At 30.4% G+C, this 12,496-nt stretch carries 13 protein-coding genes and 1 rRNA gene; 13 read left to right on the forward strand and 1 reads right to left on the reverse strand.

From position 1 onward, the window contains the following. The 13 genes from rrf to KPL55_RS24340 form a co-directional block, all read left to right on the forward strand. Nucleotides 1–106, forward strand: a 5S ribosomal RNA gene (rrf, locus tag KPL55_RS24280); the annotation flags it as partial. Between the two features lie 139 nt (nt 107–245). Continuing rightward, on the forward strand, nt 246–1,001 hold the full coding sequence (locus KPL55_RS24285) for a DeoR/GlpR family DNA-binding transcription regulator (protein ID WP_216309342.1): 756 nt from the start codon (nt 246–248) through the stop codon (nt 999–1,001). Nucleotides 1,002–1,020: 19 nt separating this feature from the next. Then, the gene (locus KPL55_RS24290; RefSeq protein ID WP_216309343.1) at nt 1,021–1,836 is read left to right on the forward strand and encodes a Cof-type HAD-IIB family hydrolase; all 816 of its coding nucleotides are present in this window, start codon (nt 1,021–1,023) and stop codon (nt 1,834–1,836) included. Between the two features lie 339 nt (nt 1,837–2,175). Further along, nucleotides 2,176–3,522 (forward strand): sensor histidine kinase, encoded by a 1,347-nt coding sequence (locus tag KPL55_RS24295; RefSeq protein ID WP_216309344.1) that lies wholly within the window; start codon nt 2,176–2,178, stop codon nt 3,520–3,522. After that, nucleotides 3,515–4,186, forward strand: coding sequence for a response regulator transcription factor (locus tag KPL55_RS24300; protein WP_216309345.1), 672 nt, complete (start codon nt 3,515–3,517; stop codon nt 4,184–4,186). Before KPL55_RS24295 ends, KPL55_RS24300 begins: the two co-directional genes overlap by 8 nt. Beyond that, the gene (locus KPL55_RS24305; protein WP_216309346.1) at nt 4,176–5,180 is read left to right on the forward strand and encodes an ABC transporter substrate-binding protein; all 1,005 of its coding nucleotides are present in this window, start codon (nt 4,176–4,178) and stop codon (nt 5,178–5,180) included. Before KPL55_RS24300 ends, KPL55_RS24305 begins: the two co-directional genes overlap by 11 nt. 6 nt (nt 5,181–5,186) lie before the next feature. After that, nucleotides 5,187–5,510: a hypothetical protein gene (locus tag KPL55_RS24310; protein WP_216309347.1), complete on the forward strand. Its 324-nt coding sequence runs from the start codon at nt 5,187–5,189 to the stop codon at nt 5,508–5,510. A 21-nt stretch (nt 5,511–5,531) separates the two neighbouring features. Continuing rightward, complete coding sequence (locus KPL55_RS24315; protein WP_216309348.1) at nt 5,532–6,476, forward strand: sugar ABC transporter substrate-binding protein; 945 nt, start codon at nt 5,532–5,534, stop codon at nt 6,474–6,476. 214 nt (nt 6,477–6,690) lie between these two features. Continuing rightward, nucleotides 6,691–7,110: a PTS sugar transporter subunit IIA gene (locus KPL55_RS24320; RefSeq protein WP_216309353.1), complete on the forward strand. Its 420-nt coding sequence runs from the start codon at nt 6,691–6,693 to the stop codon at nt 7,108–7,110. A gap of 2 nt (nt 7,111–7,112) precedes the next feature. Continuing rightward, nucleotides 7,113–7,595: a mannose/fructose/sorbose PTS transporter subunit IIB gene (locus tag KPL55_RS24325; protein WP_216309349.1), complete on the forward strand. Its 483-nt coding sequence runs from the start codon at nt 7,113–7,115 to the stop codon at nt 7,593–7,595. Nucleotides 7,596–7,611: 16 nt separating this feature from the next. Beyond that, nucleotides 7,612–8,376 carry a PTS mannose/fructose/sorbose transporter subunit IIC gene (locus tag KPL55_RS24330; RefSeq protein WP_216309350.1) on the forward strand — a complete coding sequence of 255 codons (765 nt, stop codon included), beginning with the start codon at nt 7,612–7,614 and terminating at the stop codon, nt 8,374–8,376. A gap of 20 nt (nt 8,377–8,396) precedes the next feature. Next, nucleotides 8,397–9,287 carry a PTS mannose transporter subunit IID gene (gene manZ / locus KPL55_RS24335; RefSeq protein ID WP_216309351.1) on the forward strand — a complete coding sequence of 297 codons (891 nt, stop codon included), beginning with the start codon at nt 8,397–8,399 and terminating at the stop codon, nt 9,285–9,287. A 271-nt stretch (nt 9,288–9,558) separates the two neighbouring features. Then, nucleotides 9,559–10,548: a Gfo/Idh/MocA family protein gene (locus tag KPL55_RS24340; protein ID WP_216309352.1), complete on the forward strand. Its 990-nt coding sequence runs from the start codon at nt 9,559–9,561 to the stop codon at nt 10,546–10,548. A gap of 58 nt (nt 10,549–10,606) precedes the next feature. On the opposite strand, the gene KPL55_RS24345 is transcribed toward KPL55_RS24340, so the two are convergent. After that, on the reverse strand, nt 10,607–12,238 hold the full coding sequence (locus KPL55_RS24345) for an ATP-binding protein (protein WP_246599823.1): 1,632 nt from the start codon (nt 12,236–12,238) through the stop codon (nt 10,607–10,609). Nucleotides 12,239–12,496 lie beyond the last annotated feature (258 nt).

The following is a 12,496-nucleotide window of genomic DNA, read 5'->3' on the forward strand; positions in this document are numbered from 1 at the left end:
TGGCATGAAGGTAACACCCGTTCCCATACCGAACACGAAGGTTAAGCTTCAATGCGCCGATGGTACTGCAGGGGTGACCTTGTGGAAGAGTAGGTTGTCGCCAGGTAATAAAAAAACCACTAAGTTTATCTTAGTGGTTTTTGTTTTGCGTAAAAATAATAATTTATCCATAAAATATACTTACAAATACTTAAAATATTGACAATATACTTACAAATGCTTATAATTTAATATGAGGTGATTAAATGTATCAAGAAGAGAGGCTGAAAAAAATATTAGAGTATTTAAATTGTTCTAACAACCTATCTGTTCATGAAATCTGTAAGATGTTTGACATATCACGTGATACTGCTCGGAGAGATATAGTAAAGCTTGTAGAAGAGGGGACTGTTATGCGTACTCATGGGGGAATTACTCTTCCAGGTTTAATTAATACAATTCGGGACTATAGGCAGCGACTTGAAGCTCATTCAGAAGAAAAAAGAAAAATATCAGAAAAAGCCTTGATGTATATTAAAGATAATGAACATTATTTTTTTGATGTCTCTACCACAGTAAGTTATCTAGCAAAAGAACTAAATAAGAATGTTACAGTATTCACTCACTCTCTTGATAATATAGAAATACTTTCAGAAAACAAAGCTGTTACTGTGCATTGTATTGGTGGATGCCTTAACAAGGAGAATCGTTTTTTCTTTGATATAGACTGCAAAAGTTCTCTAAACGGAATTCATTTCGATGCAGCATTTATTGGTGCTGCAGCCATAACGGAGGATGGGATTTATTATGCAAATCATGAAGATGCTTTCATTAAACAGATTTCTGCAAAACAATCTGATAAAGTGATTTTACTTGCAGATTTTGAGAAGTATGGAAAAACTGCTTACTATAAAGGATTAGACTGGGATCAAATCGATGTAATTATTACTGATTGTGTACCTCCATCTTTATATGTGGACATTATTAAAAGCAATAATATTGAGCTAATTATTATAGAATAAGGAGTGTGAAATATAATTAATGAATAAAATCAAAATGATTTGTTTAGACATTGATGGAACATTACTAAATTCAGAACATAAGATTTCACGAAGAACAAAAGAAATAATTGAAATAGTTGCAAAAGAAAAACAAATTCCAGTAATACTAGTTTCTGCAAGAATGCCAAAGGGAATATTATTTTTACAGAAAAAACTAAATATAAATGAACCAATTATTTGTTATAGTGGGGCTTTAGTTATGGACGAAAAAGCCAATATCTTATCAAATTGCGGTATATCAGTTCTTGATGTTAGACAAGTATACAATTTTGCTCGCGAAATAGGAGTGCATATGAGTTTGTACAAAGATGACGAATGGTATATAGAAGAAATAGATGAATGGGCGAAGCAGGAGAGTGAAATAACTAATATTAATCCCACTATTATAGGTTTTACTGATTTATTTAATTTATGGGATCAAGAAAAATTAGGACCTAATAAAATATTATGTATGGCTAGACCGAATAAAATTAAAGCATTAGATGTATTAATTAAGGGTTATAATTCAAATAATTTAAATATATATCCTTCAAAGCCAACTTATTTAGAGATAATGCCAAATAATGTTTCAAAAACTTCTGCTATAGAGATTTTGATGAGCAAATATAATATTCAAAGATCAGAGATAATCGCCATAGGAGATAACTATAATGACATTGATATGATTCAATTCGCCGGAATTGGAATTGCTATGGGCAATGCACCAGATGGAGTTAAACAATATGCTGATAACATAACTTGTTCTAATGATGACGATGGTGTAGCAGAAGCAATAAATAAATATATTTTATCTTGAACACCGTTGATTTAAATTCGAATGACAATTGTAATTATTTGAATGACAATTGTCATGATATTTGTGACAATAGGCAGGTGAATATAATATTAAATTGGTTCATAATATAATTAATATGTGGTCTTCTTATATCGATTTGATAACGTTATCATAAATAATAAATGGAGTTATAATTATATTTCAGGTACTTTAAAGTAGTACCTGAAATTTTTTTGTTATATACCGTAAATACAATTAATCCATATGGAAATAACTTATATATGGTGATACAATTAGAAAGTGTAACAATGTAAAGAAAGTTTTAAATGTAAGAAATATAAAATTAATATAGGGGGAACGATGGAAAAACTAGATGAAAACAGATTTAAAAATACATCGATGACTAGGATTATATTATTTGTTGTGAATTTTCTAGTAATTGTATTTATGTCTATAGTTAGTTCTAATACCATAGGCCTTATTTGCGAAAATACAATGGCAAGAGAATTTATTGAAAAAATCAAATCTGTTCCCACTGTAGCATGGAAAATGCCTGTATTCTCAATGCTGCTTTTATTTATACTTAGTTTAAGTGTCATAACTCGAGAAAGATTTTTTAAAAAAGATCAACTTAAGCTTTATTTATTTTGTATTTTTGATATTCTATTATGTATTGGAATAATGTTTTATCTTAATATGGATTATAAAGGAATATTACTTATAGCAATAGCAAATATAGTTACTTATATAGACGGAAGAAAAAGAAAAAGTATATTTATTTTAGTAATAATTATTATTTATATAACATTAGATTATAATATTTTGTCAATTAGAATTAATATGTTTAATATAAACGATTATGTTCAATATTATACATCTATGCAAAGACTGTATATTTTTAGTATTAAAAATATACTTAATTCTATAAACGAAATTATTTTTATATTGTTTATGGTTCAAGTCATACAGAGTGAGAAAGACGAAAATGAAAAAATTTCAGATTTGTATATCAAACTGTACAAATCATCAGAAGAATTAGAAGTTATAAATATTCAATTACAAGACTATGCTAGAAAATCTCAGGAAACAGCTAAAATTAAAGAGAGGAATAGATTGGCACGAGAGATTCATGATACTATTGGACATACACTTACTGGTATAGCTATAGGCCTAGAGGCATGTATAGAATTATCCGAATTTGATATTAGTAAAATGAAAATTCAAATGACAAAAATATCTGAGCTTGCGAGATCAGGACTATTAGATGTACGAAGATCTATGAATGAACTTAGACCAGATTCGCTTGAAAGATTTTCACTAATTGCAGCAATTTCAAAATTATCTGAAGATATAAATGAGTGTACAAATACTAAAGTTAAGATTGAAATAAAAGGACAAGTAAACAAAATGGGTGCTGATGAAGAAGAAATAGTTTATAGAATAGTGCAGGAGGGAATAACAAATGCAGTAAGGCATGGTGCTGCGAGTGAAATTATAATTACTTTACAATTTTCAGAAAATAAGTTGGAAATTAATATAAAGGATGACGGAATAGGATCGGATGAAATTACGAAAGGGTTTGGATTAAAACATATCGAGGAGAGAGTTGATATGCTAGGTGGGGAAGTTAATTTTGGAGGTGATTGCGCGGGAGGATTCATTATTTCAGCACTCTTGCCAATAAGGAGGGAAATTAAAAATGATTAGAATATTAATTGCAGAAGACCAAGAACTTATAAGGCAAAGTCTAGAGATAATTCTTGGAAATAAGCCAGATATGAAAATAGTTGGTGTTGCCAAAGATGGCAAAATAGCTGTTGGCTTAGCTGAGAAATTAATTCCAGATATTATTTTAATGGACATTCGAATGCCTGAAATAGATGGAGTAAAATGTATAAAGATTATAAAGGAGATATTACCACAAATAAAAATTATAGTGCTTACTACATTTGATGATAATGAATATGTTTTTAATGCTCTGAAAAATGGAGCTAGTGGGTATCTATTAAAGGGGTTATCTTCAACTGAATTAGTTTCAGCTATTAGAACGGTATTTAATGGTGGAGCGCTTATTAATCCGAATATCGCAGTGAAAGTAGTTGAATTTTTCCATGAATCTTCTAATATTGAATATAAAATTAATGTAGACGAGTTAGAATTAAATAATTTAAGTAAAAATGAATTAAAAATAATGAAATTAATAAGTAGGGGAATGTCAAATAAGGAAATAGCTTTAGAGGCTAATTTTAGTGAGGGTACAGTGAGAAATTATATTAGTAATATTTTGAGCAAGTTAAACTTAAGAGATAGGACTCAGATAGCAATTTTTGCAATTCAATCTAGATTGGAGATGAAAAAAATTGACAATTAGTATAGCAAAAAAATATTCAAAAAAAATTGCTATATCTACGATTTTTATCATCGCGATCTTAAGCTGTGCTATATACGTTTATTATAAATATACACATAAAAAAGTAGTGTTAGAGTTTGGTACATTTGTTGGAAGTATGTATGATGTACCTGATTGGCAATCTTATAAGGCTTTAGATGAAGCAATATTTAAGTTTGAAAAAGCAAATCCTAGCATAAAGGTTAAGTATAAAAGTGGCATATTAAAGAATGACTATTCAGAACGATTATCCCAAAATATATTAAAAGGCAATGAACCTGATTTATTTTGTGTATTGCCAGGTGATTTTAATACTTTTGCCTCAATTGGAGAATTAAAAAATCTTGATAAATTAATTAAAGATGATAAGTCATTAGATTTATCTAAGCAATATATTACTGCCATTAAATCAGGAAAATATCAAGGATCTCAATATGCAATAGCAAAAGAAGTAGATCCAGAATTAATGTTTGTAAATAAAACATTATTAAAAAAGCAGGGAATAGAATTACCAAGCGAAAATTGGACCTGGAATGATTTTTATGAAATATGTAAGAAGGTTACAATTGATACAGATAAAGATGGTAAGATAGATCAATTTGGAACAGTGGGATTTGACTGGAAACAAGCTGTATATACTAATGGTCAAAAGCTTTTTGATACAAATGGTAATAAAGCAAAATTTGATAATGAAGGAGTTTCGGATGCTCTAAAATTTATCATATTACTAAATAAGTTAAATAAAAATTATACGGTTAATCTTAAAGATTTTGATGATGGTAAGGTTGCATTTAGACCCTTCCCATTTTCAACATATAGGGCGTATAAGGTATACCCATATAAAGTAATGAAATATGGACAATTCGAGTGGGAATGTATAAAGTTACCTAAAGGACCAGAGGGTCAAAATGCAGGACAACTTAATAGTTTACTTATGGGTATTAGTTCAAAAACAAAACATGAAAAAGAGGCTTGAAAATTTTTGAAGTTTTTAACAAACGATAAAGATGTTCAATTGGATGTTTTTAAATATTCTCATGGAATGCCTGTTATAAAGGAGCTTCTAGATTCAAAAGAAACTGATAAAGAACTTTCCAAGTATAACTCAGAAGGGAAATCTTTTATTGATAAGAAGGTTTTGAGTGAAGTGGTAGAACAATCAATTGTAACACCAAGTTTCCATAAATATGAGGAATGTATGGATATTGCAGATAAAGATATTTTTCAGTTAATTAATAGTGGGGGAGACGTGTTAGAGACATTAACCAAATTAAACTATAAGTTAGATAACTTTCTTAAACCATAGATAAATAGTAGGAGGATGGAAATGCCTAAAAAAACTATTGTAACTATCTTAATAATATTAATGGTTTTATTCACAGGTGTGCTTTGTGTATATTTGAGCTTTATCAAAGATTCTCCTTTTGGTGAAAAAAGATTAAAGTTTGGAGCAACATATATGAATATGAATAATCCGTATTTTGTTAAATTGAATGAAGGTATAAAAAAGACTGTTGAAAGTCAGAATGGAAAACTTATTGCACTTGACGCTCAACTTGAAGCTTCAAAACAAATATCTCAAGTTGATGATCTTATAGCTCAAAAAGTGGATGTTATATTTTTAAATCCTGTAGATTGGAATGGGATAAAGCCTGCATTAATAGCTGCAAAAAAAGCTAAAATACCTGTTATTGTTGTTGATTCTCCCGTTTTTAATGATGATTTAGTTGATTGTACAATAGTTTCTCAAAATTATAATGCAGGAGTCTTATGTGCAAATGATTTAGTAGCAAAGCTAAAGGGAAAAGGTAATGTTGTCGTCATTGAACACCCAACTGCTAAATCAGCTATTCAAAGAATTGAAGGGTTTGAGGATACTATAAAGAAATATAGTGAGATAAAAGTTGTTGCAAGAGAATCTTCAAATGGTCAACTTGAATTATCAATGGAAGTTATGGATGCTATAATAAAATCGAATGTAAATATAGATGCTGTTATGTGCCTTAATGATCCAACTGCATTGGGAGTTATTGCAGCTTTTGAGAACACTAAGAAAAATGATAACGTATATATTTATGGAGTAGATGGAGCTGCTGATGCTTTAGCAATGATTGGTAAAGGGAAACTTACAGCAACGGCAGCACAGTTTCCTGATATGATTGGTAAAATAGCTGCAGAAACTGCTTTAAAAAGGTTAGAAGGGGTTAAGGTCGATAAATATATTGATGTTCCCGTAGAGTTAATTAACAAATTAAATTTGGTGTATCCATAGAGCTATGGATACACCTTTTTTCGCGTTATAAAAGTGAATTAAAGACTTGGGTGACATTTGTAATTATTTAGGTGACATACGTAATAAATCTAATGACAAAATATAGGTGAAGCCGATAATAAAGTAGTTCATAATATATTTAAGACGTGACTTAATATTACTATTGATAACGTTATCACAACATGAATTTAAAATTTGAAAAGGGGGAAAAATGATGATAGCTATTATACTAGGAACTCATGGGAAATTTTCTGGAGAATTATTAAAGTCTTCAGAAATGATATTTGGGAAACAAGAAAATATAGGGTATGTAACTTTGGAGGTAGGGGAAAGCGCTGATGATCTTGTAAAAAAATATGAGAATGTAATTAAAAAACTTGATATCAAAGAAGGATTACTTTTTATGGTTGATTTATTTGGAGGAAGTCCATTCAATGCAGCTAGCAGGATAGCAATTACTAGTGACAATATAGATATCGTTACTGGAGTCAATTTACCAATGCTTCTAGAAGTTTCTATTTCGAGAGAATCTAGTAATTTAAATAATATTATAAAAACTGCTATAGATTCTGGAAGGGATGCTATAAAATCATTTAAATTAAATTTTAATGAAAATGTGGAGGAGGAATTATAAAAATGGAAATAAGTTTCGTAAGAATCGATGATAGATTAATTCATGGACAAGTAGCAACTGTTTGGGCAAAAGAATCAAAATGTAACAAAATATTCGTGTGCAGTGACGAGGTAGCTAATGATAAGTTGAGAAAAAGTTTGTTACTACAGGTTGCACCTCCTGGAATAAAAGCATATGTAATGCCTATTGATAAGGCAATTGATGCATACAAAAATCCTAAATATAATGACTTCAAAACTTTATTTTTAACTACAAATCCCACTGATATCTTAAGATTAGTTGAAGGTGGTATAGATATTAAATCAGTAAACGTTGGTGGAATGTGTTTTAAACAAGGCAAGACTCAAATATCTGGAGCAGTATCTGTAAGTGATGAGGATATTGAAGCTTTTAAAAAGCTACATGAGCTAGGAGTAGAATTAGAAATAAGACAAGTTGGCCGTGATTCAAAGGTTGATTTAATGAGCAAAATTTCAAATTTATAAAAATGGGGGGATATTCATGAGTACAGTACAAGTAATTTTAGTATTTATAATTGCAGCTATAGCTGGTATGGGGAGTGTTTTAGATTCAGCTCAAACTCATAGACCATTAATCGCATGTACACTTATAGGATTAGTTTTAGGAGATTTGAAAACAGGAATTATATTAGGTGGTACTTTAGAACTTTTAGCATTAGGATGGATGAATGTTGGAGCAGCTATGGCTCCAGATGCTGCACTTGCTAGTGTTGTAGCAGCTATATTGGTAATAGTTGGAAAACAATCTATAGGAGCCGGAATAGCACTTGCCATTCCTATAGCGGTGGCAGGCCAAGTTCTTACTATTTTTGTTAGAACAATAACAGTGTTTTTTCAACATCTTGCAGATAAATATGCTGAAGATGCTAATTTTAAAGGAATAGAAATGTGCCATATTCTGGCTTTATCGTTACAAGCATTAAGAGTAGCAATTCCAGCTGTTTTAGTTGCAGCAGTTGCAGGTACCGGTACAGTTAATGCAATGCTTGCAGCAATTCCAGAAGTTGTTACTAGAGGGTTACAAATATCAGGAGGGTTTATCGTTGTTGTTGGTTATGCAATGGTAATAAACATGATGGAAGCAAAATACTTAATGATATTTTTCTTTGCAGGATTCTTAATAGCAGTATTTACAAATTTTACGCTTGTAGGGCTGGGTATGCTTGGGTTAATTTGTGGTCTAGCTTACATTCAATTAAATCCAAAGTATAGCAAAACTTCTGAAGTTGTAGATGAATTAGATTAATTATAAAAGGGGGATATAAAATGAGTGATTATAAATTAAAACAACCAAATATCAAACATAAAGACATCGAAAATAAAGAAATAGAAAATAAAGAAATAAAATTAACTAAATCTGATATGAAGAGTATGTTTATTCGTTCCAATTTTCTTTTAGGATCCTATAACTTTGAAAGAGCGCAGGCAGTTGGTTTTTGTGTTACTCTAATTCCTGCAATTAAAAGACTTTATTCTAAAAAATCAGATCAATCAGCAGCATTAAAAAGACATTTAGAATTTTTTAATACGCAACCATTTATTGCAGCACCTATTATGGGAATAACGGCAGCGATGGAAGAACAAAAGGCAAATGGTGCTTCTATAGATGATGCAGCAATAAGTAGTGTAAAAGTAGGACTCATGGGACCTTTAGCAGGTGTGGGAGACCCAATATTTTGGGGAACAGCAAGACCAGTTATAGCAGCAATAGGTGCTGGAATAGCAGTAACTGGAAGTATAATTGGACCACTTTTATTCTTTGTATTATTTAATGGGCTTAGATTAGGTACACTTTGGCTAGGTTTAAACTATGGATATAGTAAAGGTACTGAAATAGTAACAGATGTTGGTGGGAATAAATTGGCTAAGCTAACTGAATGTGCTTCTATATTAGGTTTATTTGTAATGGGTGCACTAGTTGCTAAATGGACAAATATTAATGTACCTGTGGTAATTTCAAAAATTACTGGAGCAGATGGGGTTGTTACAGTTAATACAATACAAAGTCAATTAGATTCATTGTTACCAGCTATATTACCATTAGGATTAACTTTTTTATGTATGAAGTTATTAAAGAAAAAAGTTAGTGCAGTAGCTATAATATTTGGGCTGTTTGCAATTGGTATATTTGGATATTGGGCGGGGATATTAGCCTAACAAGTAGTAGTGGGAACTGAATATCACAATTCATAAAAAATGCATAATAACTTATGGCCAACATAGAAATTTAATTTTCTTTGTTGGTCTTTTGCGATTGAATATTTTTGCTGTACAATATATGAGAGTAGATTTTTAGAATGTTATGAATAACATAACTCTTATGATATAATATAAAATGAAAAAATATAAAAAACTTAAAGATAATATTATTGTCATGACGAATTATACAAAAATAAATATAAGATAACAGACAAGGGGATGGGTTAAAATGAAGACAATACGTTGGGGAATCATTGGATGTGGAGACGTTACAGAGGTTAAGAGTGGACCTGGGTTTCAGAATTCAAAAAATTCACAATTAGTAGCTGTAATGCGACGAAATGGAGAGCTAGCAAAAGATTATGCTAAGCGTCATAATGTACCAAAATGGTATGATAATGCCGACGAATTAATAAATGACCCTGATGTTGATGCAGTTTATATAGCTACACCACCTGCATTTCATAAAGAGTATACATTAAAATGTGCTTTAGCTGGAAAACCAGTATATGTTGAAAAACCTATGGCATGTAATTTTGAGGAATGCACTGCAATGGTTCAGGCATGTGAAAATGCAGGTGTTCCATTATTTGTTGCCTATTATAGAAGGGCTTTGGATCGTTTCAATAAAGTTAAAGAATTAATTGATTCTGGTAAAATAGGTGAAATACGTTTTGTTACAGTTGTACTATACAAGAAGTTGGTTAAAGTAGACTTGAAAACCGGTGAATTGCCATGGAGAGTTATGCCAGAAATTTCAGGCGGAGGAGAGTTTTTAGATCTTGCATCACATACATTGGATGTTTTAGATTACATTTTGGGGCCAATTAATGAAGCTGTTGGTTATGCAGGTAATCAAGCTAAATTATATGAGGCAGAAGATATTGTGACAGCTTCACTTTCATTTGAGTCAGGTGTAAAAGGAACAGGAACATGGTGTTTTTCAAGTTTTACAAATTATGATATGAATGAAATTGTGGGAAGTCTTGGGAAGATATCATTTTCAACATTTGGAGAAGAACCGATTTTGCTAACGACAACTGAAGGTATAACTTCAATGGATATCGTTAAGCCAGTGCATATTCAGCAACAGTTAATCCAGAATATTGTAAATGAACTTAATGGTTTAGGAGAATCTCAAAGTAAAGGTGTTAGTGCTGCTCGTACCACTTGGGTTATGGATGAAATCTTAAAAGATTATAGGAATAAAACCAAGTAAAGATTTAAAATAGACAAAATTAAGGATAGGTTTCTAAGAAACCTATCCTTAATTTTATCTATACATGTGGATTATTGATAGGTAATATTACTAGAATAATGGTTCCTTTATTTAACTGTGAAGTCACGGTTATTGTTCCTTGTAAATTATTAATAGTCTCTTTAACTAGAGCTAGACCTATTCCACAACTTCCGGGTTTTGTAGTATATCCTCTTTCAAACATTTTATTTATATATTGCTCATCTATCCCAATTCCTGAATCTTGGATTTTTATTCTTATTTCTTTAGAGGTCTCATCGATTTTGACATTAACATATTTATCATTATCAAGACTTTTACTAGCCGCCTCCATAGCATTTTCTATAAGATTTCCTATTACGGTTACTAAAACATTATTAGAAATGTTATCCACATTATTTTCAAGATTTGTAGCTTCATCAAGAACTAAATTTATGTTTAATTCTTTTGATCTACTAAATTTACCTAGTATTAAAGCAGCAATGGTGGGATTCTTAATTTTAGTTATAACATCTCTTATAAGTTTTTGTTTTTTATCAGTAACATTAGTAATATATTTCTTAGCTTCTTCCAATTCTCCAATGTGTATAAGTCCTAGTATGACATGAAGTTTATTACTAAACTCATGATTGTTAGCTCTAAGTGCTCCGACAATCTGCTTGACACCAGTTAGTTCTTCAGCAAGGTTGGTAACTACAGTTTTGTCTCTAAAAGTTGCAATTGCTCCGATAATCTTTTGTTTGTCTTTTATTGGAACTCTATTAGTCATAATTAAAGTGTTATTTATATGCTGCTCTTTGTCAAATTCAGATATGCCTAGTTCTGTTATGGATAGTAATCGAGTGGTTGGGAATAAAACATCCATTTTTTGTCCTATAATTTGATCTTTTGTATATTTATTTTCTAATTGTAAGATTTTAAGAGCAGAATCATTAATAAGAGTTATCTGTCCACTTTTATCAATTGCTACGAGTCCTTCGTGAATAGCATCTATTATACTCATTTTTTCATTATAAAGATTTGCTATTTCGTGTGGCTCTAGGCCAAGTAATGTTTTCTTTATATTCTCAGCTAATAACAATGCTCCAATGATGCCTACAGTTAAACCTCCGACTGAAATTAAAATTAAATACATAATAGCTGTATGTTTTAATTTTTCTATACTTTGTGTAAGTGTTCCTACGGCTACAAAACCTATTTGTTTCTTATTATTTATATCATATATTGGGGTGAAAGCTCTTAACGATTTACCCATTGAGCCTGTAGCTTCAGAAATATAAGTTTCTCCATATATTAAAACTCTATAGTCGTCTCCACCAGCAAATTTTTTATTAATTAACTCTTGGTTAGGGTGGGAATATCTTACCCCATTCATATCAGCCACAGTAATATATGCTACTTGGTCGACTATCTTTAATAAACTATTTACATAAGTTCCTATAATTTTATTTTTGTCTTTTATGTCTAGGGCGATTTTAACTTCTGTTGAGCGAGCAACAATTTTAGCTATGTTCATTGTGTTTGTTTTAACCTTACTTTCAATATTATTTGTCATCCATGATGTTAAAAAAAATATAATTATAGATATTGAAATAAAGACAACAACTATTATCAATAGGGTGAGTTTTGTTTGCAGTTTAATTATTTTTTTCATCTTATAACTCGATTTCATATTATCGCCTCATTTTTTTCACTTATTTATAACTTACATCCATTATATATTTTTCTTGTAAAATTTGATATAAAAAAGAGGTGTAAATAAACCAATGTCATTAAGTTAAGAAATTAAACCAATAGTTTTAAAACAGAGTATGTTTAAATAAACTGGTACCTATGTCAAGGACAATATAAAAAAGAGTACTAAGATGCTAAAAGGTGATTTCTGTATTGCACAGGAGTCATCTTTTTCAGGTTCCACTGGTATCTATAA

The sequence above is a fragment of the Clostridium lacusfryxellense genome (genome assembly GCF_018861735.1).
Taxonomy (GTDB): Bacteria; Bacillota; Clostridia; order Clostridiales; family Clostridiaceae; genus Clostridium_AD; species Clostridium_AD lacusfryxellense.

Excerpts from the sequence above, each read along its gene's own strand:
- KPL55_RS24285 (WP_216309342.1), top strand. The coding sequence starts at position 246 with ATGTATCAAGAAGAGAGGCTGAAAAAAATATTAGAGTATTTAAATTGT.
- KPL55_RS24290 (WP_216309343.1), top strand. The coding sequence starts at position 1,021 with ATGAATAAAATCAAAATGATTTGTTTAGACATTGATGGAACATTACTA.
- KPL55_RS24295 (WP_216309344.1), top strand. The coding sequence starts at position 2,176 with ATGGAAAAACTAGATGAAAACAGATTTAAAAATACATCGATGACTAGG.
- KPL55_RS24300 (WP_216309345.1), top strand. The coding sequence starts at position 3,515 with ATGATTAGAATATTAATTGCAGAAGACCAAGAACTTATAAGGCAAAGT.
- KPL55_RS24315 (WP_216309348.1), top strand. The coding sequence starts at position 5,532 with ATGCCTAAAAAAACTATTGTAACTATCTTAATAATATTAATGGTTTTA.
- KPL55_RS24320 (WP_216309353.1), top strand. The coding sequence starts at position 6,691 with ATGATAGCTATTATACTAGGAACTCATGGGAAATTTTCTGGAGAATTA.
- KPL55_RS24325 (WP_216309349.1), top strand. The coding sequence starts at position 7,113 with ATGGAAATAAGTTTCGTAAGAATCGATGATAGATTAATTCATGGACAA.
- KPL55_RS24330 (WP_216309350.1), top strand. The coding sequence starts at position 7,612 with ATGAGTACAGTACAAGTAATTTTAGTATTTATAATTGCAGCTATAGCT.
- manZ (WP_216309351.1), top strand. The coding sequence starts at position 8,397 with ATGAGTGATTATAAATTAAAACAACCAAATATCAAACATAAAGACATC.
- KPL55_RS24340 (WP_216309352.1), top strand. The coding sequence starts at position 9,559 with ATGAAGACAATACGTTGGGGAATCATTGGATGTGGAGACGTTACAGAG.
- KPL55_RS24345 (WP_246599823.1), bottom strand. The coding sequence starts at position 12,238 with ATGAAATCGAGTTATAAGATGAAAAAAATAATTAAACTGCAAACAAAA.